26 protein-coding genes and 3 pseudogenes are annotated in these 23917 nt (G+C 68.7%); 11 read left to right on the top strand and 18 right to left on the bottom strand.

Going from position 1 to position 23917, the window contains the following annotated elements; translation table 11 throughout:
- Positions 1-181: 181 nt before the first annotated feature.
- Positions 182-451 (bottom strand): 30S ribosomal protein S20, encoded by a 270-nt coding sequence (rpsT, locus tag AB0C30_RS22845; protein ID WP_219527587.1) that lies wholly within the window; start codon positions 449-451, stop codon positions 182-184.
- A gap of 149 nt (positions 452-600) precedes the next feature.
- Positions 601-1590 (bottom strand): glycosyl hydrolase family 18 protein, encoded by a 990-nt coding sequence (locus AB0C30_RS22850; protein WP_357947183.1) that lies wholly within the window; start codon positions 1588-1590, stop codon positions 601-603.
- Positions 1591-1645: 55 nt separating this feature from the next.
- On the opposite strand from AB0C30_RS22850, the gene lepA reads away from it, so the two are divergent.
- From lepA to AB0C30_RS22865, 3 genes are all read left to right on the top strand, one after another.
- Positions 1646-3475 carry a translation elongation factor 4 gene (gene lepA / locus AB0C30_RS22855; protein ID WP_357947186.1) on the top strand — a complete coding sequence of 610 codons (1830 nt, stop codon included), beginning with the start codon at positions 1646-1648 and terminating at the stop codon, positions 3473-3475.
- A gap of 111 nt (positions 3476-3586) precedes the next feature.
- Positions 3587-4297 (top strand): TetR family transcriptional regulator, encoded by a 711-nt coding sequence (locus AB0C30_RS22860; protein ID WP_357947189.1) that lies wholly within the window; start codon positions 3587-3589, stop codon positions 4295-4297.
- Between the two features lie 6 nt (positions 4298-4303).
- The gene (locus AB0C30_RS22865) at positions 4304-5134 is read left to right on the top strand and encodes a class I SAM-dependent methyltransferase (protein ID WP_357947192.1); all 831 of its coding nucleotides are present in this window, start codon (positions 4304-4306) and stop codon (positions 5132-5134) included.
- Positions 5135-5292: 158 nt separating this feature from the next.
- Here AB0C30_RS22865 and AB0C30_RS22870 read toward each other — a convergent pair whose 3' ends face one another.
- From AB0C30_RS22870 to AB0C30_RS22880, 3 genes are all read right to left on the bottom strand, one after another.
- Positions 5293-5709, bottom strand: a complete 417-nt coding sequence (locus AB0C30_RS22870; RefSeq protein WP_357947195.1) for an acyl-CoA thioesterase — start codon at positions 5707-5709, stop codon at positions 5293-5295.
- 43 nt (positions 5710-5752) lie between these two features.
- Positions 5753-6049, bottom strand: coding sequence for a hypothetical protein (locus AB0C30_RS22875; RefSeq protein WP_357947198.1), 297 nt, complete (start codon positions 6047-6049; stop codon positions 5753-5755).
- Between the two features lie 648 nt (positions 6050-6697).
- Complete coding sequence (locus tag AB0C30_RS22880; protein WP_357947201.1) at positions 6698-7021, bottom strand: hypothetical protein; 324 nt, start codon at positions 7019-7021, stop codon at positions 6698-6700.
- Between the two features lie 122 nt (positions 7022-7143).
- Here AB0C30_RS22880 and AB0C30_RS22885 point away from each other — a divergent pair.
- A pseudogene (locus AB0C30_RS22885) lies at positions 7144-7236 on the top strand (helix-turn-helix domain-containing protein); the annotation flags it as partial.
- A gap of 129 nt (positions 7237-7365) precedes the next feature.
- A complete protein-coding gene (locus AB0C30_RS22890; protein WP_357947204.1) occupies positions 7366-7806 on the top strand; it encodes a hypothetical protein in 441 nt (146 codons plus the stop codon).
- Here the strand turns inward: AB0C30_RS22890 and AB0C30_RS22895 are convergent.
- Both AB0C30_RS22895 and AB0C30_RS22900 read right to left on the bottom strand, forming a co-directional pair.
- Entirely contained in the window at positions 7799-8146 is a 348-nt protein-coding gene (locus tag AB0C30_RS22895) for a hypothetical protein (protein WP_357947207.1), read from the bottom strand. The genes AB0C30_RS22890 and AB0C30_RS22895 overlap by 8 nt on opposite strands.
- A gap of 475 nt (positions 8147-8621) precedes the next feature.
- Positions 8622-9071: a VOC family protein gene (locus tag AB0C30_RS22900; protein ID WP_357947210.1), complete on the bottom strand. Its 450-nt coding sequence runs from the start codon at positions 9069-9071 to the stop codon at positions 8622-8624.
- A 284-nt stretch (positions 9072-9355) separates the two neighbouring features.
- On the opposite strand from AB0C30_RS22900, the gene AB0C30_RS22905 reads away from it, so the two are divergent.
- Entirely contained in the window at positions 9356-9691 is a 336-nt protein-coding gene (locus AB0C30_RS22905) for a hypothetical protein (protein WP_357947213.1), read from the top strand.
- Here the strand turns inward: AB0C30_RS22905 and AB0C30_RS22910 are convergent.
- The 4 genes and pseudogenes from AB0C30_RS22910 to AB0C30_RS22925 form a co-directional block, all read right to left on the bottom strand.
- Positions 9648-9851, bottom strand: a pseudogene (locus AB0C30_RS22910) (response regulator transcription factor); the annotation flags it as partial. The gene AB0C30_RS22905 and the pseudogene AB0C30_RS22910 overlap by 44 nt on opposite strands.
- Before the next feature lie 396 nt (positions 9852-10247).
- A pseudogene (locus AB0C30_RS22915) lies at positions 10248-10583 on the bottom strand (response regulator transcription factor); the annotation flags it as partial.
- Positions 10584-10803: 220 nt separating this feature from the next.
- Positions 10804-11751: a sensor histidine kinase gene (locus AB0C30_RS22920; RefSeq protein WP_357947216.1), complete on the bottom strand. Its 948-nt coding sequence runs from the start codon at positions 11749-11751 to the stop codon at positions 10804-10806.
- Positions 11752-12314: 563 nt separating this feature from the next.
- A complete protein-coding gene (locus AB0C30_RS22925; RefSeq protein WP_357947219.1) occupies positions 12315-12803 on the bottom strand; it encodes a hypothetical protein in 489 nt (162 codons plus the stop codon).
- A gap of 158 nt (positions 12804-12961) precedes the next feature.
- Between AB0C30_RS22925 and AB0C30_RS22930 the strand changes: the two genes are divergently transcribed.
- Both AB0C30_RS22930 and hemW read left to right on the top strand, forming a co-directional pair.
- On the top strand, positions 12962-13267 hold the full coding sequence (locus AB0C30_RS22930; RefSeq protein ID WP_357947222.1) for an MOSC domain-containing protein: 306 nt from the start codon (positions 12962-12964) through the stop codon (positions 13265-13267).
- A 143-nt stretch (positions 13268-13410) separates the two neighbouring features.
- Positions 13411-14631: a radical SAM family heme chaperone HemW gene (gene hemW, locus AB0C30_RS22935; RefSeq protein WP_357947225.1), complete on the top strand. Its 1221-nt coding sequence runs from the start codon at positions 13411-13413 to the stop codon at positions 14629-14631.
- A gap of 56 nt (positions 14632-14687) precedes the next feature.
- On the opposite strand, the gene AB0C30_RS22940 is transcribed toward hemW, so the two are convergent.
- From AB0C30_RS22940 to AB0C30_RS22950, 3 genes are read right to left on the bottom strand one after another with little or no spacing between them, the layout of a single operon-like run.
- The gene (locus AB0C30_RS22940; protein WP_357947228.1) at positions 14688-15521 is read right to left on the bottom strand and encodes a DUF4870 domain-containing protein; all 834 of its coding nucleotides are present in this window, start codon (positions 15519-15521) and stop codon (positions 14688-14690) included.
- Entirely contained in the window at positions 15518-16327 is an 810-nt protein-coding gene (locus tag AB0C30_RS22945) for a DUF3097 domain-containing protein (RefSeq protein WP_357947231.1), read from the bottom strand. Before AB0C30_RS22945 ends, AB0C30_RS22940 begins: the two co-directional genes overlap by 4 nt.
- 17 nt (positions 16328-16344) lie before the next feature.
- Positions 16345-17109, bottom strand: a complete 765-nt coding sequence (locus AB0C30_RS22950; protein ID WP_357947234.1) for a hypothetical protein — start codon at positions 17107-17109, stop codon at positions 16345-16347.
- A 144-nt stretch (positions 17110-17253) separates the two neighbouring features.
- On the opposite strand from AB0C30_RS22950, the gene hrcA reads away from it, so the two are divergent.
- Positions 17254-18267, top strand: a complete 1014-nt coding sequence (hrcA, locus tag AB0C30_RS22955; RefSeq protein WP_357947237.1) for a heat-inducible transcriptional repressor HrcA — start codon at positions 17254-17256, stop codon at positions 18265-18267.
- 11 nt (positions 18268-18278) lie between these two features.
- The gene (gene dnaJ / locus AB0C30_RS22960) at positions 18279-19418 is read left to right on the top strand and encodes a molecular chaperone DnaJ (protein ID WP_357947240.1); all 1140 of its coding nucleotides are present in this window, start codon (positions 18279-18281) and stop codon (positions 19416-19418) included.
- A gap of 11 nt (positions 19419-19429) precedes the next feature.
- Here dnaJ and AB0C30_RS22965 read toward each other — a convergent pair whose 3' ends face one another.
- Positions 19430-20083, bottom strand: coding sequence for an ATP-binding protein (locus tag AB0C30_RS22965; protein WP_357947243.1), 654 nt, complete (start codon positions 20081-20083; stop codon positions 19430-19432).
- Between the two features lie 8 nt (positions 20084-20091).
- Positions 20092-21195: an RNA-guided endonuclease IscB gene (gene iscB / locus AB0C30_RS22970; RefSeq protein ID WP_357947246.1), complete on the bottom strand. Its 1104-nt coding sequence runs from the start codon at positions 21193-21195 to the stop codon at positions 20092-20094.
- Positions 21196-21679: 484 nt separating this feature from the next.
- On the opposite strand from iscB, the gene AB0C30_RS22975 reads away from it, so the two are divergent.
- Positions 21680-22414 (top strand): 16S rRNA (uracil(1498)-N(3))-methyltransferase, encoded by a 735-nt coding sequence (locus AB0C30_RS22975; RefSeq protein ID WP_357947249.1) that lies wholly within the window; start codon positions 21680-21682, stop codon positions 22412-22414.
- A gap of 12 nt (positions 22415-22426) precedes the next feature.
- Here the strand turns inward: AB0C30_RS22975 and AB0C30_RS22980 are convergent, their stop codons facing one another.
- Complete coding sequence (locus AB0C30_RS22980) at positions 22427-23086, bottom strand: hypothetical protein (protein ID WP_357947252.1); 660 nt, start codon at positions 23084-23086, stop codon at positions 22427-22429.
- Positions 23083-23562, bottom strand: coding sequence for a SigE family RNA polymerase sigma factor (locus tag AB0C30_RS22985; protein WP_214638568.1), 480 nt, complete (start codon positions 23560-23562; stop codon positions 23083-23085). Before AB0C30_RS22985 ends, AB0C30_RS22980 begins: the two co-directional genes overlap by 4 nt.
- Positions 23563-23917: the final 355 nt, after the last annotated feature.

Genomic DNA, 23917 nt, shown 5'->3' on the forward strand with positions numbered 1-23917 from the left:
CCCCTTGCCCCGTTTAGTGAACCTTTGAGCATTCCGCTGGGGGAGGGCAAGGCGATCTTCGCAACGGTGACAGACCCGAGACGGCGGTGTGATATCGAAATCGTGACACAAAAAACGCCGCACCCCTTGACGGAGGTGCGGCGCTCTGGCGCCCTGCTCTTTGATCGAGCCTGGCTGGGCCTTACTTGGCTGCCAGGGAGGCGGCCTGCTTGGCGATCGCCGACTTGCGGTTGGCGGCCTGGTTCTTGTGGATGACGCCCTTGCTGACGGCCTTGTCGAGCTGACGGGCGGCGGCCCGCTGCAGCTCGGCGGCCTGCTGGGCGTCGCCCTGCTCGGCGGCCTCGCGGAACTTGCGCACGGCCGTCTTCAGCGAGGACTTGACCGCCTTGTTGCGCAGGCGAGCCTTCTCGTTCTGCTTGTTGCGCTTGATCTGGGACTTGATGTTCGCCACGAAGAAGCCTCGGTAAAGTCTGAGTGATGGATGGGGCGCGCGGGCTCGTGAGAGGGGCGCGCCACACGCAGTTGAACAGGTTACCAATAACCCAGAGGACAGCTCAAATCAACACCCTGGGAATTGGAGTCTCGGTCCAGTGTACGGCCTCAGGAGAACCACTCGGTGGTGTATTCGCGCCAATCCTCCTCCGTGGCGGCGAAATCGACGTACAGGGCCAGGCCGAACCGCTCCCGCCTGCCGTGCTCCGTCAGGGCCAGCTTGGCGCCCTGGGCGGCCATGGCCACGCTCTCGGCGGCGTCGCTCCATCCGACGCCGTGGTCGTGGTAGGCGGGGGCGCCCACGAGGATCTGCTTCGTCTCCGGGACCAGGTCGAGGGCGAGCGTGGCCTGCCGCACGACATAACCGCCGTAAAGGGACTGCAGGGGGGTCAAGGAGTCGTACGTCATGATGGCCACCTGGTCGACGCGCTCGGCGGCCTCCCTGAAGTAGCCGCTCGACCAGTATTTGTCGTGGCCGAGGATCGTCCGAGCGGGCAGGCGTATCAGGGGGTACGGCTCGATCTGGGGTGTCGAGATCGACAGCAGCTTGGTGTACTGGCGGGTTCTGTCGAGGAGGTCGAGGAACTCGCGGTCGCCGTCGCCGATCGGCTCGAAGTTGTAGTGGATGCCGTCGAAGCCGGTCTTCATGATGGCGGCGACTCCGGCCAGGACGTTCTCACGGGACTTGGCGTCGTCGAGGTCGAGGAAGCCGTCGACCTTCTGGCCGAGCCAGGCGGAGACACGGAGGCCGGGGAGGTACTGTCGTGCCCATCGAACGAAATTTCCGGCGCTGGGGTATTTATCAGGTTTTAGCTGGCCGTCCTTCTCGAACGGGCCCGCGTGGACGTACAGGTCCTTGATGCCCGTGGCGCGCAGGCGTACCGCGAGCCGCTCCACGTCCTGCTCCGTACGGCGGCCGTCGACCCACGCGTGGCCGAGCCAGAGAGCGTCGTTGCCCGTGCTCTTCGCCCAGGCCGCCGGGTCACCGGTAAACTGAACGCGGAGCGCGCCGGCGAGGAGGCCGAGCAGCGCGACGACGACGGCCAGGGCCAGCGCGACAAGGCGCAGGCCACGGCGAATGGCGGTTCGGGCAATCACCCGGGCATGTCACCATGAAAGACGCTTGACCTCAACCCTGTCGAAACGGACTTCGGTGCGCACTCAGCCTGGCCAGACCGACCCCGCGTTGATCCGCAACTTCTGCATCATCGCGCATATCGACCATGGCAAGTCGACCCTTGCCGATCGGATGCTGCAGATCACCGGCGTGGTAGACGACCGGTCCATGCGCGCCCAATACCTCGACAGGATGGACATCGAGCGGGAGCGCGGCATCACGATCAAGTCGCAGGCCGTGCGGCTGCCCTGGGACGGCCACGTCCTCAACATGATCGACACGCCGGGCCACGTCGACTTCACCTACGAGGTGTCCCGGTCGCTGCAGGCGTGCGAGGGCGCGGTCCTGCTGGTCGACGCCGCCCAGGGCATCGAGGCGCAGACGCTGGCCAACCTCTACCTGGCCATGAACGCCGACCTGCACATCATCCCGGTGCTCAACAAGATCGACCTGCCCGCCGCGCAGCCGGAGAAGTTCGCCGAGGAGCTCGCGGGCCTGATCGGCTGCGACCCGTCCGACGTGCTCAGGGTCTCGGGGAAGACCGGCGTGGGCGTACGCGAGCTGCTCGACCACGTGGTGCAGACCATCCCCGCGCCGGTGGGCAAGGCCGACGCGGCCGCCCGCGCGCTGATCTTCGACTCGGTCTATGACACCTACCGGGGCGTCGTCACCTATGTCCGGGTCTTCGACGGCCACCTGGGCAAGCGCGAGCGCATCCTGATGATGTCGACCCAAGCCGCCCACGAGACGCTGGAGATCGGCGTCATCTCGCCCGAGCCCAAGGTGTCGGATCTGGGGCTGGGCGTCGGCGAGGTGGGCTACCTGATCACCGGCGTCAAGGATGTGCGCCAGTCGCGCGTCGGTGACACCGTCACCTCGGTCACCAAGGGCGCCACGGAGATGCTGGCGGGCTACGAGCACCCCAAGCCGATGGTTTTCTCCGGCCTTTATCCCATCGACGGCGACCAATATCCCGAGCTGCGCGAGGCCCTCGACAAGCTCCAGCTCAACGACGCCGCGCTGATCTACGAGCCGGAGACCTCGGCCGCGCTCGGCTTCGGCTTCCGGGTCGGTTTCCTCGGCCTGCTCCACATGGAGATCGTCCGCGAACGGCTGGAGCGCGAGTTCGGCCTGTCGCTGATCTCCACCGCGCCCAACGTCGTCTACCGGGTGGTCATGGAGGACGGCTCCGAGCTGACCGTCACCAACCCGTCGGAGTTCCCCACCGGCGGCAAGATCTCGCAGGTCTTCGAGCCGGTGACCAAGTCGACCATCCTGGCCCCGGCCGAGTTCATCGGCGTGATCATGGAGATCTGCCAGGGGCGGCGCGGTCAGCTCCGCGGCATGGACTACCTGTCGGAAGACCGGGTCGAGATCCGCTACACGCTGCCGCTCGGCGAGATCATCTTCGACTTCTTCGACCAGCTCAAGTCGCGCACCCGTGGCTACGCCTCGCTCGACTACGAGCCCGACGGGGAGCAGGAGTCGGAGCTGGTCAAGGTCGACATCCTGCTCCAGGGCGAGGCCGTCGACGCCTTCAGCGCCATCGTCCACAAGGACAAGGCCTACGCCTACGGCGTCGACATGGCCAAGAAGCTGCGCGAGCTGATCCCCAGGCAGCAGTTCGAGGTGCCGATCCAGGCGGCCATCGGCGCCCGCGTCATCGCCCGCGAGAACATCCGCGCCATCCGCAAGGACGTCCTCGCCAAGTGCTACGGCGGCGACATCACGCGTAAGCGCAAGCTGCTGGAGAAGCAGAAGGAAGGCAAGAAGCGGATGAAGATGGTCGGGCGGGTCGAGGTGCCGCAGGAGGCGTTCGTCGCGGCGCTGTCGACGGACTCGAGCGCCGACAAGGCCAAGAAGTAGCCCTTTCGGCGGCGTTTGCCAGCTTTTCGGAAGCCCCGCACCCGTTTGTAGGTGCGGGGCTTCCTCATGTCCGCTTGCCCAGCGACTGAACGGCTGTTTATAGTACTAAACATGTGTTCAGCCTCTTCGGATCTGACCGCCCAGGCGAAGATCCGCAATGCGGCCATCGCCCACTTCGCCCGCGACGGCTTCCAGAAAACGAACCTGCGGGCCGTCGCCGCCACGGCGGGGGTGAGCGCCGGCCTGGTCATCCACCACTTCGGCAGCAAGGACAAGCTGCGTGCCGTCTGCGACGAGCATGTCCTGCGGACGCTGGCCCGCAAGGGACGCGCCGGCCTGCCGAATCTGGCGAACGAATACCTGGCGGACCCGGCGGAGTACCACCTGTACGTGCAGTACATGGGCCGCGCTGTGGAGGACGACTCGCCCGCGGGCGCCACGTTCGTGACCACGATGGTGGAGGAGACGGAGGCGACTCTGCGGGCCGGGATCGCCGACGGCTCCATGCGCCCATCGTCGGACGTGCGGGCGCTGGCCGTGTTCAGCGTGCTGACCAGCCTCGCCACGCTCACCATGGCGCCGTCGCTGGCGCGCGCCCTCGGCTACGAGGCCTTCGGCCCGGAGGCCCTGCGGCGGCTCGCGCTGCCGACGCTCGAGGTCTACACGCACGGCCTGTACGCCGATGACTCCCTGCTCAAGGCGGCCAGTGACGCACTGACCGACCCCCGCTGGGCAGGCGCACCGAGCGACACCTTGAAAGACCGTCCGGCCGACAACCGATCAGAAGAAGCACCGACCAATACCCGATGGGAAGAGGACTGACGACCCATGCCCCCAGATACCCTTCCGGCTCTCACGCCGCTGCAGGAGACCCTGTGGCTGACGCTGTGCGGCCGGGCCCTCGACAACCGCTTGCCCCGCCCCATCCTCGGTGACGAGATGGCCGACGAGATCGTGCGCGAGGCCGGCTACGACTACAAGAAGTTCGGCCTCATCCCGAGCGCCGCGATCAACATCGCGCACCGGGCCAAGAAGCTGGACGAGGTGGCCCAGCGGTTCTTCGCCCGCCACCCCGACGGGGTCGGCCTCGACCTCGGAGCCGGTCTGGACAGCCGGGTGCTGCGCATCTCCCCACCGCCCACGGCCGACTGGTACGACATCGACTTCCTCGAGGTCATGGCTGCCCGGCGGCAACTGCTGCCCGCCCGCGCCACCCCACATGGCATCGCCGCCGACCTGACCGACCCCGCGTGGCTGGACACCCTGCCCACCGACCGGCCCGCGGTGATCGTCGCCGACGGGCTGATCGCGTTCCTCTCCATGGAGGAGATGATCGCCTTGGTGGACCGCCTCATCGGTCACTTCCCAAGCGGGGAGATAGCCTTCAACGGGTACGGAAGCTTCCACGTCTGGGCCCAGCAGCACCTTCCCATGGCCGCCACCCAAGCCGTCAGGGACATCACCAAGTTCCCCGGCCTCGACGATCCCCGGGACGCCGAACGCTGGCACCCCAAGCTGAAGCTGGTCAGGGAGATCCTGTGCACCCGGGAGCCTGAGGTCGCCCTGTTCCCGCCGGTCCTTCGCTGGTGGACCCGTCTAGGCGCGCTGAGCGCGGCCCTATCCCGCCGGGGCAACGTCGTACTCCACTACCGTTTTTAGCGAACTCGAACGTCAACAGCCCCGAGCACGTCCTCTACCCGCGCCTTCTGCGGCCCGAGCGCGTCCTCTACCCGCGCCTTCTGCGGCCCGAGCACGTCCTCTGCGACCTGTGCGCGTCCTCTACAGCGAGCGTGTCCTACTCGCGCCGAGCACATCCTCTACAGTCCGAGCAGATCCGGGGAGTCGGCCAGGACGCGCCAGCGGGCCGCCGGGTCATCCACCAGGCGGCGGGCCGCCAGATCGAGCAGCCCGCCCACGCTGGTCATCTCGGCCGCCAGCCGCCCGTCGGCGTGCCTGAACTCCTGCGCGATCCTGAACGTCTTCCCCTCGCCCCACAGGAACGCGCACGTCACCTCCACCTCGTCGCCGCCGCGCAGCTCGCCGAGGTAGCGGATGGTGTTCTCCAGGGTCACGGGGCCGATGCCCGAGCCCAGCATGTCGTCGACCGAGATGCCCGCCGCACGCAGGCACTCCCAGCGAGCGTGGTCGCCGTACTGGTGATAGACGGCGCTGTTGACATGCCCTTGCGAGTCAAGCTCATAGCCGCGTACGGCGATGCGCACGGAAAAGGTCACCTGGACACCATCCTTCTGGTGGGCATCGTTACGGTGCCCGCTGTCATGCCCGACCTTCCAGCCAGGTGTGCGACTTCGCGGTGAGGTAACGCAGGCCGTCGTCGCGGATCTCGACCCAGTCGCCCCGAGCCCACCCGCCGGTCGTCTGCGGGGCGAACCCATGCCGCTGAAACAGCACCGACGCCTCCTTCTGCGTCAGCCCCCGCTGCCCCCACTCCTCGATGACCCGAGCCGTCCGCTCGTCCTCCCCTGCCTCCTCCGCCTCACCGAGGGCGGCGGCGAGCTCCTCGAACCCGCGAGCGATCAGCCGGAGCGCGGCCTGCGTACGTGCGACATCCATCTCATATCGCCTACCAATCGATTGCGATTGCTAACCGATCCTACCCATGCCGAGCGCCCCTCGCCAAAGGGCCTTCGCTTCGCTCCGGGTGTTCTTTCTTCCCGCCCGTCACCCAATTCGGTGGTTGGCCTTTTGATCCCCGCCCGCCTACAACGGGCCTCCGCTTCGCTCCGGGCGTCCTCCCAGGCGGGCTGACGCCCGCCCCCTGAAGGGCCTCGCTGCGCGAGGACCGCCTTCCCAAGAACGCTTCGCCTGGTCGGCCGATTAAACTGACCTAGGCGGCAACATCATCGAGACCGGCACCGACTCCTACCACCTGGCCTAGACCGAAGCCCGCGCACCGTGTTTGGTCCAACCGAAAACCATGTGAGCCCCTCTTCGCCCGGGCGTCCAGTGTCGCCCTGCATGCTTTTCTGCACTCGCCTGCGATGCGTGCCATGGGCGCATCAGGCCCGTCGGCGTGCTCGTACACGGGGCATGAACTGCCACATTCGCTTTCCTGACGAGAGGTATGGTTGCGCACTGCTTTCGGGGGAGTTGGGAGAGCGCTCAGTTCCAGTGCGGCGGGCGGTGGTAGACGGCATCTCCCAGGCCGCTCACCACATCGGGGATCTGGGAGCGCCGCACGACGGCCGCCCCGATGGGGAACTACGCGTCGCTGCACCTGCGCAGGCCGTCCGCGCTTTTGCCAGGCGGGAAGACGGCGACGGCCCTCGTCTTGGTGCCACGGAGTCCGTCGATCTCCCGGATCTTTTCGACCGCCCCGCAGAGATCCGAATCGGCCGACACAGGCATGACGACATCTACCTGCTTGAGGGCGATGTCAGCGACCATGGCGACGTCGGTCTTCTTCCCCTCGTAGGACCGCCAGGTGGCGCCGCACTTCCGGCATTTCCTCAGCTGCTCCTGGAACCGGTGATCGGTGCCGTGAGCGTCTGCGATTCTCTGTGTTTGCCTGAGGATTTCCGGCAATTCGGGCGGGCGTGGCGCGTGGCGGGCCGCCTGCGCGATGAAGTCGGAGCGCGCTTCGAAGTCCGCGACCGCTCGCCGTCGATGCCCCGCATGCGCGGCACAGGGCAAGTGTCAGGAAGGAATCCGACCTCACTGCTGAGCGGGTTGCTACACGACTTGAAGTCGCACAGTCGTCGCTCAGTCGCATCGAAGCTGGTCGCCGAGGCATAAACGCGTCCGATCTGTGGACTCACATGCGGACGGTGAACTATCGCGTACACAGCGTGTCTGACGCTACTACCGTTTCAGACGACGGATCACCCGCCACCGATGGAGCCCCCGCTGTGTGGACCAAACACGCTGCCGTGATCGCCGCAGCCTTTACTCTGGCCAGCACCCCAGCAGACTGCGGCAACCACAGCACCACCCACCCCGAAGGTCGCCATGGCTGCGAAAACTCCTGGGGGCCACTCGCCGCCGTCCAATTCGCATCGGCCGCGCCCCGAGTGAGGGTTAGCCTGCGCGTCATATGTGATCAGGAAGTCCTCACCACGTTCCACGCCCGGATCGCCATCGATCACAAGGACGGCCTATTCACCGACTGGTACGAGGTGGACCACGACTACTACGAACAGCTGCCTGGCCTGGCCAAGTCTTACACCCTCGTGACCCCATGCCGGGATGGCGGCAGCTACCGGGCGCGTGCCTCCAGAGTCGGCACGTTCACCAGCGGCGAGCCCTACAAGGTGCAGGACGAGAGTTCCAGCAGCCACGTAGACTGCGACCACCCCGAACCGATCACCTGAGGGCTTGCCGGCTGCCGCTCACCACTCCCCACGGCGGGCACTCGATCACCGTACGGCCGAGCGGCGGCACCACCTCAAACGCCCAATGGGCCGCAATCTCAGGTTTGGCGTGGGGGATGTCCTCAGTGCTGTAGGCGGGCATCGTCGTGACGTCCGGCTTCCGGCCGGGCCACACGCCCCAGCCCTCGCCCCACCAGGCAACCCGCCACACGTGCCGCCCCTCATCCAGCTCGGCTACGTCCGCGTGGACCGCGGGCGTGACTCGGCGGCGAGACCACCAGCGCCGCCGCACGAACGCGTGACCGTGCTGCGGTGCGCCCTTGCGGCCAGGAAGGTGCATGCGTTTAGCGTCGCACATGGTGTCACGCCTGTCGCCGCTACCAGCATGTTCGCCCAGTCCTTCTCCCCACCCGTCACCCGATTCGGTGGCGGGCCGTCTGATGGCCGCCCGCCTACAACGGGCCTCCGCTTCGCTCCGGACGTCCTCCCAGTCGGGCTTACGCCCGACCCCTGAAGGGCCTCGCTGCGCTTGGACCGCCTTCCCAAGAACGCTTCGCCGGGTCGGCTGATTGGACTGACCTCGGCGGCAACATGATCGAGAGACCTTCAACGGTAAGCGCGTGGCTGTGCGAGACAGCAAGGACCCTATTGGGGCGGTATTGATCTTCACGCAGTGGTTGGCTGGGGTGGGCCTGATCATTTCGTCTGCCTCGCTCCGCGTGAGGCGAGTAAGCCGCGCCCAGCCTGCGGTTCAGAGCAGGTCCCCGATGCGGCTGCCCGGATGCTGCTTGGGTGCACGGTCCTTTCGGTAGTCTTCAGCCGATCTGCTCCGCCAGTCCGACGATGATGCCCTCGGGGCCGCGGACGTAACAGAGCCGATAGGTGTCCTCGTACTGCTCCAGCGCGCCGACGAGTTCGGCGCCGTGGGCGCGTAGGCGGGCAATGACGTCCTCGATGTCGTCGACGGCGAACATGATGCGGCGAATGCCCAGCGTGTTCGCCGGCGCGTCTTTCGGCTCGGGGGTGATGGCCTTCGGCCGGTGGAACTTCGCCAGCTCTACTCGGCCATGGCCGTCCGGAACCCGCAACATGGCGATGTCCTGCCGGACGTCGTCGAGCCCGATGACGCGCTCCGCCTGCTCCGCCCAACGTCCCTCAAGGGGCCCCTTGCCCTCCAGTTCCATGCCAAGTTCGACGAAGAACGCAATAACGGCGTCCAGGTCGTCGACAACGATGAGGACATTGTCCATCCGCTGAATCGCCATGTTGGGTCTCCCTTGGTGTGCTGTGGCCACGGTGGCCGCATGTGCCCCTGAGGCGGAGCCGAGAAGCCATTATCGACATCCTTTGCTCCATCCCCTTCGAGGGCTGCGGGGTCTGTCAGGACCATGGACTCTCAGCGAGGGGCCTGCACCACTCGAAATTCGATGGCCGCACTCAAGGTTCGGTGGCGCAGGACGCGCAGCCCTGGATCCCCGTGCACGCCGAGGTTTCTGTCGGTGGCGCCCGCTACCTTCATGTCCGAACACCTGTGCGATAGGAGGGTGACATGATTGCCGCTGAGCAATTCGAGCGTGCTGCTGTGCTGGGGGTCGCCGTGGCGGAAGAAATGCGGCGGTTGCTGAGACTTCACGCGGTCCCGGCCGAGGGAGCGGGTGACGGCACCGTCCTGGTCGACGTGCCCTACCCTGACGCGGCCGTGGTGGTGGCCGTGCTCGACGTGGCCGCCGACTGTTTCGGCGAACGTGGCGATTCGGTCGAGGAAACCCGCCAGGCCGCCCTGGAGACGGTCTTACAGCTGGCGGGCTTCGATGATGATTCCCAGCTCAACCACGTGGAGGTCACGGGTTCGGGCGGACGAGACCGTGGCGGTACGCGTATGTGACGGCTTGCGCGCGGTCTCTCAGGCGGGCCTTGGCGAAGAGGTTGTTGATGTGGGTCTTGACGGTGGCCTCACTGATGAAGAGCCGGGCGGCGATCTCGGTGTTCGACAGGCCGTCGGCGATGAGCCGCAGCACCTCGACCTCGCGCCGCGTCAGGCCGTCACGCGCGTCGGCGAGCGCTTCGTCGTCGGTGCTTGTCGCGGCGTCTCCGCTGCCGGGAGTGCGCCGTTCGATTGTCGCATCCGGCCTGCCAAGGACCGGCTCCGGCTGCTGCCGGGGAGCGGTCTGGCCGACGGAGAGATCGTCGCCGAACACGCTCCGGCCGGTGGAGGCGGCACCCTCGTCGAGAGTCGTCGGACCGGTTTGGTCAGGTTGTGTGCGCGTGTCGCGGTCGGGCTGCTCGGGTGGGTTGCGGTCATGCTGATCGCGCGGATCGCGGTCAGGTCGCGCGCCCTGAGGCCGACCGCCGTCGGGAGCCGTCATGGTGTCGAGGAGACGGCGCTGGACGGAGGGATCGAGCTGGGCGTTACCGCTGACGACGACGGCGATGGCCTTGGCGATCTCGTCCGAGTCCGCGCTCTTGGTCAGGAAGCCTCGCGCTCCCGCCCTGAGCGCGGCGAACACCGATTCGTCGTCCGAATACGTGGTGAGCACCACGACCTGGGTGTCCGGGTGCTCGGCGCGGATGCGGCGGGTCGCCTCGACGCCGTCCATGCGCGGCATCCGGAGGTCCATCAGTGCCACGTCTGGCCGCCGCTCCGCGACCAGGCGGAGCGCCGCCTCACCGTCCCCTGCCGAGCCGACCACCTCGATCCCCGGCAGGAGTCCGAGCAGCAGGACCAGCCCTTCCCGAACGACCGCCTGGTCATCGACGACCACGACCGTGACGCTCATGATCCGGCCACCGTGACCCACCGGGCGAGAGTGGCGGGGCCGCCGGACGTGAGGGGGAGTAAACGGGAATCTCGCGACTCCGTGCTGGGGGCGGCCGCCCGGATCCCGGCGGGGCTGCCGGACGTGAGGAAGGTCATGCAGGGACTCCCCAGGTGGACGCGGAAGCCCAGGAGACTGGCGGATTGGCGGAAGCCGCCATTCGTCTCACCTGTGCACTGGTTCACGCCGGGACCCGCAAATGGACGCGGAAACCGTCCGTCGTCTCGCCCGCTGACAGGGTGCCGCCGAGAAGTTCGGCTCGTTCGCGCATACCCATGAGGCCATATCCTCCCCCAGGTGTGCCTCGCTCGGCTCCGGCGGGGTTGGTGATGTGGAGGTCGCATGAGCCGGGCTCGTACACCAGTCTGATCGTGGCCGGAGAGCCGGGAGCGTGCCGCCGTACGTTCGTCAGCGCCTCCTGGGCGGTACGCAGCAGGGCGAGCTCCGTCTCCGGGGGCAGGCGGTGCTCCGTGCCCGAGACGTGCAGCGTGCACGCCCGGTCGGTGGCCGCCTGAAAATCCTCCGCCAGCGTCCGAAGTGCCTGCGGAAGGGCGGGCGTGTTCTCGCGCAGGGCCGACACCGCGCGCCGGGCTTCCTCGAGCCCGGATTTGGCCAGGTCGCGCGCGCGGACGACGCGGTCGAGCGCTTCCTCGGTCTTGTCCGCGCGGAGCAGGAGCTTGGCGCCCTCCAGATGCACGAGCTGCGCCGACAGCGAGTGGGCGAGGATGTCGTGGATCTCTCTGGCGATCCGTGCCCTCTCGGCGAGTACGGCCTCGCGGGCCTCGGCGGCTCTGGCCGCCCGGCGTTCCTTGACCGAGTAGGCCACCAGGAACACCAGGCAGAGGCTGAGGATGAGGCTGAGATCGCGACTCAGCCGACCGGCGATGGCCCCCTCCACGAGCAGCGCGCAAATGGCCAGCGCCCCGATCGGCACCGACTGGCGCAACGGCAGCCGGATGGCCGCCATGCCGAGGCTGTAGAACAGCACGGCGAACGCCGGGCCGCCGTCGGCCACCGCGTCGAGAGCGATCGCGAAGGCGGTCGATGCGCCGAGCGCGACCGCCAGGAGAGGCACCCGGGATGTGATCGCCAGTGCGGACAGCCGGGAGGTGGTCGCTGTGTCAGGCACTTGGGACGTGGTCGCTGTGGTGGATCGGCGGAACACGGTCGTCATGCGGGATACGCGGGACGCGATTGTGACCCCCTTGCGCGCCACGCTGGCGGGCCCGGACATGCGCGATGTCACTTGATCCCGCGGTAGCTGGGGAGTCGCTCGGTCCAGCGGGGATCGGGAGAGCGCGCGGTATGGCGAGAGCCGAGAGGTGGCTTGGTCCAGCGGTGGTGGGGAGGTGCTTTGGTCCGGTGGCGGGGGCGCCGCTCGATCCACTGGCGGTGGGGAGGGCGCTTGGTTTGGTGGTGTCGGGGATGCTGCTCGGGCCGGCCGGGGTGGGGACGGTGCCTGGTCTGGCTGGGGTTGGGGCGCCTTGCGGGGCTGTAGGAGCCCTGACGCCTTCCGAGTGAAGGGGAGTTGGGCGACGATCAGCAGGATCACTATGGCTGCGGTCAATCCGGTGATCGTCAGGCCGGAGCCGCTCAAGCCGAGCGCCGGCTTGGACCGTACCTGCGCCCATACGAACACGACGATCACCCCCAGTCGCAGGACGAAGGGGGCGATCTTTGACGGGTCCGGCATCACTCCACGAAGCTATCCGCCCGCACGGTCGTACCGGAAAGGGCGCGGCCGCGACGGGCGACGAGCAGAGCCTGGGCGCCGATGGTCAGGCCGACGAAGAACAGGATGCCGGAGGTCGAGACGTTCAGGCCGAGGGCGGTGCCGGCGAAGTACAGGCCCACGCGGCTCGCGACCGAGGCCAGCCAGGCCAGAAGGGTCAAGGGGGTGGCTTTCGACCAGGTAACCCCGGCCTCGTCCATCCAGACGCGTACGGTCGCGGCTCGGACGGCGCCGAAGACCACGGCGGCGATGGCCTCCACCACCACGAGGGCCAGGCTGAGGGCAAGCTGGGCGGTGTCGATGAGGCCGCCGGTCAGCAGGCCCAGTGCGACCAGGGCGGCGGAGACATAGACGATGCCGTTTCTGGCCGTGGGGCGGGTCATCATCTGCCGGTAGACGACGAAGATGACGGCGGCGGGGATGAGCAGCGCGCTCAGCAGGGGATCCATGGGTCTGACGGTAGGGATGAGCGGTGTGGCGGCGGATCGGACTGGGGGTTGAGTCCTGGATCTCCACCCTGGGGTGGAGAGCACGGGCAGTGGATCGGTCATGGGGTTCGGTTTGCCGTCGGCATATGCGTCTTATCTCAGTAAATGTCGGGAAACCGGTGGATGTTGAGTGGGCGGGCAAGCTGGGGCGGACGGCCATCAACAAGGCGTCTGTCGCGGGGCGGGTGGATGCGTACGCCAACGGGCTGGCGGGTGACGAACGGGCCGACAAGGCGAACCACGGCGGGCCGTGCCACGCGGTCCACGCCTACGCCAGGGAGGATTACGACTGGTGGAGGGGGTTCTGGGACGTGACCTGCGTGACGGCAGGTTCGGTGAGAACCTCACCACGTCGGGGCCGGACGTCAATGGGGCGCTGCTCGGGGGACCGGATCGCGGAACGGGTCCTCAAAGACGCTCCGTGAGCCTCGCCGGGCGGTCTTCCAAGAGCCGCCAAATAGTTTCCCGGATCGGAGAGTCACCGGATCGGAGAGTCACCGGATCGGTGAGTCACCGGATCGGAGCGCCGCTGGATCAGGCAGTCAATGGCAGCGGGCAGACTGGAGGCGTGCCATCCACCCTGCCCGACGGCGACGCCGCGCCCTCCTCCGGCGAACTGCCCGAGAGCGCGCTGCGCGGCCTCGGCGAGCGTCCGTTCGGCTTCTACGTGCACGTCCCGTTCTGCGTGACGCGCTGCGGCTACTGCGACTTCAACACCTACACCGCCGCCGAGCTGGGCCCCGGTGCCTCGCACCGCGACTACGCCGACACGGCCATCGAGGAGGTACGGCTGGCCCGACGCGTCCTCGGTGACGTGGAGCTCCCGGTCGAGACCGTGTTCTTCGGCGGCGGCACGCCCACCCTGCTGCCCGCCGAAGACCTGGGCCGGATCCTCGGCGCGATCGACGCGGAGTTCGGGCTCAAGGCGGGCGCCGAGGTGACCACGGAGGCCAACCCCGAGTCGGTCGACCCGGCCTACCTCGGCCGCCTGCTGGACGGCGGCTTCAACCGGGTCAGCTTCGGCATGCAGAGCGCCAGGGAGCATGTGCTCAAGGTGCTCGACCGGCAGCACACGCCCGGCCGGGCGGCGCAGGCCGTACACGAAGCCAAGAAGGCCGGTTTCGAGCACGTCAACCTGGACCTGATCTACAGCACGCCCGGCGAGTCCGACGACGACTGGCGGGCGTCGCTGGAGGCGGCGATCGCCGCCGAGCCCGACCACGTCTCCGCCTACTCGCTGATCGTGGAGGAGGGCACGCGGCTGGCCGCCAGGATCAGGCGCGGCGAGCTGCCGATGCCCGACGACGACGTGGCCGCCGACCGCTACCAGATCGCCGACGCGCTGCTGGCGGAGGCGGGCTTGCGCTGGTACGAGGTGTCCAACTGGGCCACGGACGACGACGCGCGGTGCCGGCACAACCTGCTCTACTGGACCGGTGGCGACTGGTGGGCCGTGGGCCCCGGCGCGCACAGCCACGTGGGCGGCACCCGCTGGTGGAACGTCAAGCATCCGGCCGCCTACGCCCAGCGCCTGGCCGCGGGCACTTCGCCCGCGCACGCGCGCGAAGTGCTCGCCGACGACGACCGCGAGGCCGAGCGCCTGATGCTGGAGCTCCGGCTGGCCTCCGGCTACCCGGTCGCCGACGTGGCTCCGGGCGCGCGTACGGCCGTCGCGGTGGCGCTGGGCGACGGCCTGCTGGAGCCGGAGCCGTTCAAGGCGGGGCGGCTGGTGCTCACCCTGCGCGGCCGGCTCCTGGCCGATGCCCTGGTACGCGATCTGCTCGGCTGAGCATTGCCCTGGTACGGGCTCAGCTCAGCCGACTATTGGCCTGGTATGCGGTCTGCTCAGCTGACCATGCGGATGGCGATCGGGTAGCGGTAGTTCTCGCCCTTGTTGGCGGCGATGGCGGCCTGGATGTGGAAGATCAGCGACACGATCCAGATGATGGGGAACAGGATGATCCCGATCAGGACGACCGTCAGCAGGCCCGCGACGACGTAGCCGATGAACATCGTGATCTGGAAGTTCAGCGCCTCGGCCGACTGGTCGCGGACATAGGGTGACTCGTCCCGCTTCATCAGGTAGATGATCAGCGGGCCGATCCAGGAGACGAGCAGGCCGAGCAGGTGGGCCAGCATGGCCATCGTGGTGTCGTCGCTGCCCGGCCGCGGACCGTAGACGCCGGGGACGTGCGGCGGACGCTGCTGCGGGGCCGCGTAGCCGTAGCCGGGCTGCTCGTAGCCGGGCGGCGGCGTGGGCGGCTGCCCGTAACCGTAACCGGGCGACTGCCCGTAGCCGCCAGAACCAGGCTGCCCGTAGCCGCCGGAACCAGGCTGCCCGTAGCCGCCGGAACCAGGCTGCCCGTAACCGTAACCAGGCTGTGGCCCCGACCCAGGACCGCTCTGAGGCCCGGAACCGTAAGCGGGCTGGTCACCATACCCAGGCGCGGGCCCCGAGCCGGGCTGACCGCCATACTCGGGCGCGGGACCGGACCCTGGCTGGGCGCCGTATCCGGGCGCGGGACCCGACCCAGGCTGGGCTCCGTATCCGGGCGTCGGTCCGGAGCCAGGCTGGGCGCCGTACTCCGGTTGCCGAGGGGTTTCGGGGTTGATGTCCGACTGCGAGATGCGTCGCGTCGCATCATCGTCCGGCGGCGGCTGCGGGGGATCCTGGCTCATGGTGCCTCCGTAACGAAGTCGATCAGTTCCTCGACCCGGCCGAGCAGCTCGGGCTCCAGGTCCGTGAATGCCGAGACGGCGCCGAGGATCCGCCGCCACGCGTCGGCCGGCTCCATCCGCCAGCCCAGGGCGGCGATCACGCCCTCCTTCCACGGCACCCCGCGCGGCACGTCCGGCCAGGCCGGGATCCGCAGCACGGAGGGCTTGACCGCCTGCCAGATGTCCACGTAGGGATGGCCCACGACGAGCACGTGGGGTGAGGTCACCTGAGCGGCGATCCGGCTCTCCTTGGAGCCCGGCACGAGATGGTCGACCAGCACGCCCAGCCTACGCTCCGGCGACGGGCCGAACTCGGCGACGATCGCGGGCAGGTCGTCCACGCCCTCCAGGTACTCGACCACGACGCCCTCCACCCGGAGGTCGTGGCCCCAGATCTTCTCCACGAGGGCGGCGTCGTGCACGCCTTCCACGTAGATGCGGCTCTCCTTTGCCACCCTGGCCCGCAGGCCCTCGACGGCTATCGAGCCGGACGCGCTCCGCCTGGGGCTCGACACCCCCGGGGCGGCCGGCCGTACGAGCGTCACGACCTTGCCGTCCAGCAGGAACGCGGCGGGCGCGAACGGGAACAGGCGGCGCTTGCCGAAACGGTCCTCCAGCGTGACGGCCTCCTTGTCGCAGGCCACCACGGCGCCGCAGAAGCCGCTCTCGGCGTCCTCCACGACCAGATCGAGTTCGGCGGGCACCTGGGGGATCTTGCCCTTGCCCGGCCGCCGCCAATTTCCCGCTAGAACATCGCCGTCGTACACACGGGGACCGTAGCAAATCACCCGCCCGCCGCAAGGCGCTTGCGATGAGAGCTGCGCCGGGTCACCACCATGATCGTCGTGATGACGGCGGCCAGCACGCCCAGACCCGGGATCACCAGCAGCGCCGCCACACCGCCCACCAGCCCGCCCGCGGCGGCGGCGAAGTCGCGGCCGACGCCGAAGCGCACGTTCGTCGGCTCCTGGGTCGTGCAGGTGAACTGGTAGTCGCCCTTGGCAGGCGCGTTGACCACGAGTATGAGATTCCACTGCGTGCCATTGACGGTGACCCGCTCGGTGCCGGACGTCTTGGCGAGCTTGGCCTCGCCGGGACCGCCGTCGATCCGGCACATGTAATGGACCTGGCTCTCACTGGCGAGGTACACCACCGGCTTCTCCGCCGGGTCCAGCGGCACGGTGACGCTCTGGCCCGCTGTGAACGTCTTGGACGGGGCCACCGCGCCCACCGTGTTCAGGATGCCGCTCACGAACACTCCCACCCCGACCAGCCCGGCGAGCAGCGCCAGGCCCCAGGCGACCGCGATCCACCGCAACCGCGGTCTGATCAACTTCGGGTCAACCTGAGGGCCGAACCGCTGCGGCGTGCCGTAAGGTCCGGGCTGGTACGGCTGCTGCTGCCCGTAGGGGCCGGGCTGGTAGTGCTGCTGGCCGTATTGCGGCGGACCATATTGGGGCGGCGGCGGGCCGTACTGGGGAGGTTGCCCCTGGTACGGACCCTGTCCCGGCGGTGGACCGTAGGAGGGGGGCTGGGAGTCGTCGGTCATATCGGCCAGTGTGCGCCCTATTGGCGGCCACTCGCTAGCTCCGGTGTTATCGCACCTTGTGGGCGGGAGCCGTACACTTGGCACTCGGGAACACAGAGTGCTAGACCTGTCGTTTCCTGAAAGGCAGAGGTAGGAGGTGAGCGCGTGCTCGACGATCGGAAGCTGGCGGTGCTCCGCGCCATTGTCGAAGACTACGTGTCCACCAATGAGCCGGTGGGCTCCAGGGCGCTCGCCGAACGCCACAACCTGAAGGTCTCCCCAGCGACGGTCAGGAACGACATGGCCGCCCTGGAGGAGGAGGGCTACATCACCCAGCCGCACACCAGCGCGGGCCGCGTGCCGACGGACAAGGGCTATCGCCTGTTCGTCGACCGGCTCTCGCAGGTCAAGCCGCTCTCCGGAGCGGAACGCCGGGCGATCGAGACGTTCCTCGCCGGCGCGGTCGACCTCGACGACGTGGTCACCCGCACGGTGCGGCTGCTCGCGCAGCTCACCCGGCAGGTCGCGGTCGTGCAATACCCGACGCTGACCCGCTCGACGGTCAGGCACGTCGAGCTCGTGCCCCTGCACGACCGGCGGATCATGCTCGTGCTGATCACCAACACGGGCCGCGTCGAGCAGCGGGTGGTCGAGCTGCCCGAAGTGGTGGAGGACACCCGCATCGCGCACCTGCGCGCGGTGCTCAACGCCTCCCTCGACGGCTGCGGCCTGCTCAACGTCCCCGATCAGGTCGCCGACCTGCCGGAGCGGCTGCCCGTCGAAGACCGTCCCGTGGTGGCCACTATCCTGTCGGTGCTCCTCGAGACGCTGGTCGAGCGCCATGATGAGAAGATCGTGTTCGCCGGTGCGGCCAACCTCGCCGGGGCCGACTTCTCGACCGGGCTGCGCGATGTGCTCGAAGCACTGGAGGAGCAGGTCGTGCTCATGCGGCTGCTCGGCGAGACTTCCACAGACACCCCGTCCACGCTCACCGTGCGCATCGGCTCGGAGAACCCGTTCCTCCGTGGCACGTCGATCGTCGCAACCGGGTACGGTTCTGGCGACAACGAACTGGCCCGGCTAGGCGTGCTAGGCCCCACGAGGATGGACTATCCCGTGACGATGGGCGCCGTGCGCGCGGTGGCACGCTACGTCAGCCAAATCCTGGCTGCATCATAAGAGGTCGATAAGTGGCAAACAGCGACTACTACGCCACCCTCGGGGTGCGCCGTGACGCCAGTCAGGAAGAGATCAAGAAGGCCTACCGCAGGCTTGCCCGCGAACTCCATCCCGACGTCAATCCGGACCCCGCGACCCAGGAGCGGTTCAAGGAGATCACGCAGGCCTACGAGGTGCTGTCCGACGCCAACAAGCGTCAGATGTACGACCTGGGCGGCGACCCCTTCGGCGGCGCCGGCGCGGGCCAGGGAGCGGCCGGCTTCGGCGCGGGCTTCCCGTTCAGCGACATCATGGACGCCTTCTTCGGCACGGCCGGGGGCGCGCGCGGGCCCCGTTCGCGGGCCAGGAGAGGTCGCAACGCGACCATCCGCGTCGAGCTCGACCTGCGCGAGACCGCCTTCGGCACCACCCGCGAGCTGGTCGTCGACACGGCCGTGCTCTGTGAGGTCTGCCAGGGCGCGGGCGCCGCGTCCGGCACCCACCCCGACACCTGTGACATGTGCAACGGGCGCGGCGAGATCTCCCAGGTCACCCGGTCGTTCCTGGGCCAGGTCATGACCTCCAGGCCGTGCCCCCAGTGCGGCGGCTTCGGGACGATCATCCGCCACCCGTGCCAGGAGTGCTCGGGTGACGGCCGTGTGCGCACCCGCCGTACGATCAAGGTCCGCATCCCCGCGGGCGTCGAGGACGGCACGCACATCCAGCTCGCCGGCGAGGGCGAGGTCGGCCCCGGCGGCGGCCCGCCCGGAGACCTCTTCCTGGAGATCGTCGAGCGCCCGCACGAGATCTTCGAGCGGCGCGGCGACGACCTGCACTGCACGGTCCAGATCCCGATGACGGCCGCCGCGCTCGGCACCAACCTCGCCGTGGAGACGCTCGACGGCTCCGAGGAGGTCGACGTGCGGCCGGGCACGCAGTCGGGCCAGGTCATCACGATGTACGGCAGGGGCGTGCAGCGGCTCAACGAGACGGGCCGCGGCGACCTGCTCATCCACGTCAACGTGGAGACCCCGCTGCGCCTCGACCCGGCGCAGGAGGAGCTGCTGCGCGAGCTGGCCAAGCAGCGTGGCGAGGAGCGGCCGCCCGGGAAGTTCGCCCCCGGGCAGCAGGGGTTCTTCTCGCGGCTGCGGGACGCGTTCAACGGCCGCTGAACGGGACACGTTCAACGGCCGGTGACCCGTAAGGGCACCAGGAGTTCGCCCGGGAGGGCCACCCGGGCGGTGATGCCGTGTGGCGGCGACTCGTCCAGCCACACGCGCACACCGAGCCGCTCGGCCAGCCTGCCCACCACGTAGTGGCCGAGGTAGCGGGTGGGGGCGGCGAAGAAGCGCCGTTCGCCACGGAGCCGGGCGTTCGCGGCGGCGCGCTCTCCCTCGGTCATCCCCACGCCCTGGTCGACGATCGCGATGTGGCACTCGCCCTCGCGGGTGCTGGCCCGGATCTCCACCTCGGTGTCGGGCGCCGAGCAGGTCAGCGCGTTGTCGACCAGCTCGGTCACCAGGTGCGCGATCTCGGCGACGGCCGTGCCCCTGAGCAGGGCGTCGTCCACTTCGCCCAGCACCGCGCGGCCGGACCCGGCCGCGCTCAGGGCCGAGCGGAGCACGTCGCGTACGGCCACGGGATCGGGCGGGCGGCGCGGGCGGCCGGTGGCGGGCCGGTGGGGCTCCTCGGCCGCGGGCCCCGTCGTGTCCGGGGCCTTTCCGGCGAGCCGGCGCGGCGCCGCGCGGGCGATCCTGGCAGGGACGGTGAGCAGGACGGTCAGCCGGGTCTTCAGCGCGCACGGCCAGCGCCGCGCGCGGCGGGTGTTCCTGGACATGAACGTCATCAGAACCACCCGTGGATACCCCGGCGTTCATGCCGGGGAGGGAACGGGAGCGGGAGCGGGAAGGCCCTTGAGGGCCTGAGTGTGCCCTGAGGTTCACCGTTCAGTGGTGGTCTCCTTGCTCGTGGTGTAGCTGTAGCCGTCGGCTCTTTGGAGCAGGCGGATGTGTTTGTGGTTGATGCCTTGGCGGGTGCCGGTCGCGGTGGTGATGTTGAAGGAGCCTGTGGTGCGGACGGCGACGCGTCCGGTGTGGACTCCGGTGTGTTTGCCGTGGGTGAGGGTGGCGCGTACGAGGTCGCCGGTGGCGAACCCATGGACGTGCTTGATGCGGGGGAGCCGCAGGCGGGGGAATCCGTACCGGTCGGTGCGGGTTCGGCGGTAGGTGTGTTTCGCAGGAACTCTTCGACGGGTGTTGTGTTCTTCGCCTGGTTGCACGGCTGGCACGCCAGCGTCAGGTTGGAGATCCGGTCGGAGCCGCCCCGCGCCTTGGGGTGGATGTGCTCGACCTGCAAACGCGTACCCGCCGCACCGCAGTACGCGCAGGTCCGGCCCCATTTCTCCAGCAGGTACTGGCGGACCTCGTATCCGGCCAGCGTCCCCTGCTGGTACTCGACGCCTTCCAGCGGCTTGCCCGCCGACATGGCGTGCGTGTCGAACGCGACGCGCTCGATCTGGATGGCGCGCACGGGTGCCCACCGGCCCAGCCGGGCCACCCACGACATGGTGGTGTCCACCCGGTGCCGTAGGGACGGCGCGAGCCAGCCCTTGGGTTTGGCGCGGTTGAGGAATCGAGGAGCGCGGTAGCGCAGGTTGCGCGATCTCCTGCCGCGCCGGTAGCGCGAGCGGGCGGTGAGCTTGTCGCGGATCGCGGCGCCCCGGTGTTCGAGTTGGACGCTGTATTTCCCGGCACGGCTTGCGCCGCGTTCGGTGAAGACGGCAATGCCGGTGTGCTTGGAGCCGGGGTCGAGGCCGATCTCGACGCCGGCGACCGTGGAGTCGGCCGCCGTGCGGTCGGTCAGGCGGATGACGAACGGGGTGTGCCGGACCACCAACGCCCGGCCCGCTTTGAGGAAGTGCCGGGCTCGGCCGGGTCGGCAGGGCTGCAACGGTTTCCCGTGGCGATCGAGGACGAAAACGTGTGGGTCTGTAAGGACCCTTCCGCCCTTCCCGGACTGCTCCGGGTCGGGGTGACGCCCGCCGCCCGGTGCGGTACGGCGGATCTCCCCTCGCCCAACTTCCACACCGGGTGCGCGGCCTGCCGCGCGTCCGTAAGCCGTTTCGTGCCCACCCTCGGGCGTGTCTGCTCCCACGGATTCCAGAGCAGCGAACTGAGGAAGCATTCGCTGGTGGGTCTGCGGTCCTGCGTGAAAGGTAGCCATCTGGATCACACCTCCAACGGTGATGACTAGGGCTGGTCAACACGGGGCTTCAAAGCACCTGGCGGCACCTCAAGCCTTCTCCTTCAGGAGGGGGTCGTTGACCGCTCTGGACCCCTCGTAGAGTGACCTCAGGAAGGTGCGATCGCGGCCAACCTTAATCGTTTCGTGATCCTATGGCTACTGAACGTGAAAATCTTTGGGGTGATCGCCGGTGACCGTGCCGGTATTCCTGGCCGACGGCCTCGCCGACCGCACCGGGCCGGAGCTGGTCCTCGACGGTCCTGAAGGGCGCCACGCGGCCTCGGTCCGGCGCCTGCGCGCCGGAGAGCGGATCGACCTGACGGACGGCGCCGGCACGGTCGCCGAGTGCGTCGTACGTGAGGCGTTGAAGGACGCGCTCAGACTCGACGTGCTGGGCCGCTACGAGGCGCCGCCGCCCGAGCCCAGGCTGGTCGTCGTCCAGGGGTTGCCCAAGGGCGACAGGGGCGAGCTGGCCGTCGAGATGATGACCGAGGCGGGCGTCGACGTGATCGTGCCCTGGGCGGCGGCTCGCAGCGTCACCCAGTGGAAGGGCGACAGGGCGGCCAAGTCGCTGGCCAAGTGGCGTTCGACGGCCCGGGAGGCGGGCAAGCAGGCCCGCAGGTTCCATCTGCCGGAGGTGGCCGCGCCGGTGTCCACGGCCGGGGTCGAGGCGCTGCTCGGCGGCGCGGCGCTCGGTCTGGTGCTGCACGAGGAGGCCGCCGAGCCGCTGTCGGGCGTGACGCTGCCCGCCGGGGGCGACATCGTCGTCGTGGTGGGGCCCGAGGGGGGCGTCTCGGACGCGGAGCTGGCCGGGTTCAGGGCGGCGAAGGCGGTGCCGGTGCTGCTCGGCCCTACGGTGCTGCGTACCTCGACGGCGGGGGTGGCGGCGGCGGCCGTACTCCTGGCGCGTACCGGACGCTGGTGAGCTCTCAGCCGCTCATGGTGTGGTGGCGAGAGGGGTGCCGCCGAGCGGGCTGGCGAAGGTGCCGGACGTCGTGTCGATGTCGGTCGGTGGGCACTCCTCGAGCGGACAGGGCCCGCCGGGCATGCTCGTGTCCGACGGCGTGGGAGTCGGCGTAGGCGTCGGTGTGGGCGTCGCCTCGTCCGTGGGGCAGTCCTCCGGCGGCTGCTCCTCGGTGGGCGTCGTGGGAGTCGGGCACTTGGGGGTCGGTGTCGCCTTGGGCGTCGGCTTGCTGGTGGACTTGGCGGTCTCCGAGGCGGGCAACGGCGCGGAGGTGATCGGGGCGGGCACCACGGCGGGCGGATCGTCCGGTGGCGGGGTCGGCTTGGGCGAGGCGGGCCGACTGGTCGAGGAGTTGGATGGCGGCTTGGACCTGGTGTCTCTCACCTGCTCCACGGTCTCCTGCTGGATGACCTTGTGGCGCAGCTCGGGGACGACCATCACGATCGTGCCCGCCACCAGCAGCGCGCTGGCGGCGGCGGCGCCCGCTCGCCACCAGAACAGGTTGCGCACTCCGCGCCGCTCGATGCGGGCGCGGATGATCTCCAGTCCTTCCGGCGAGGGCACGACCGTGTCCGCCTCCGCACGGAGCACACGGCGCAGGACGTCGCCATACTCGTCGGGGGACTGGGTCATGACATTTTCTCCAGGACGGATCGCAAGGCGGCCATGCCACGAGCTGTGTGGCTCTTGACCGCACCCTTGCTGATGCCCATGGCGTGGGCGATCTCAGCCTCGGACAGATCACCGTAGTAGCGAAGGACGAGTGCCTCTCTCTGACGTGTTGGCAGGGACCTTAGCGCTTCGATGACGGCGGTGCGTTCGAGCTCGCCGATCGCGCCGTTCTCGGCGCTCGGAGCATCGGGCAGGCCCTTGGGCGCGTACTTCTCGACGACCGCGCGGTGACGCAGCACGGAACGGGACCGGTTGACGACGGATTGCCGCAGGTAGGCAAGTGCTTTGTCGGGATCGCGCAGTCTACGCCAGGCGCCATGGATGGCGACGAACGTGTCCTGCACGACTTCTTCCGCGGTTGCCATGTCTCGCACCAGCAACACAGCGAGACGCACTAATGACCGAAAGTGCGCACTGTAAAGCGCGGTCACGGCCATGTCGGCGTCCCACCCGACCGGCACCGCCCCCAGCGACCTGTCGGCCAAGAGGGTTTCGGTGGTCACATCATTGGGACGCGCGGCCTTCCCGGAGGGTTTACGCTCTTGCGGTTCCTTAGAGGGCATTAGCCAGTCGTGTCCTCGCCAGGTGGCTTCGCCCGACCCTGAATCGTCTTATTTTTCGGCAGTCTCGCACACTAACCCTAACCGCGAGGATCTTCGGACGCACGGCACGGCGGATTACCGATTCGCAACGGAGACAGCGGATTCCGGCCGATCTAGGATCGAGGGAGAATGCGGCGCCCCCAGTCACCCCGCAGAGCCGCCCCGGCCGCTCGGAGCGAGCGGTTGAAGG

It is taken from the genome of Nonomuraea sp. NPDC048901 (assembly GCF_040649695.1).
Classification (GTDB): domain Bacteria; phylum Actinomycetota; class Actinomycetes; order Streptosporangiales; family Streptosporangiaceae; genus Nonomuraea.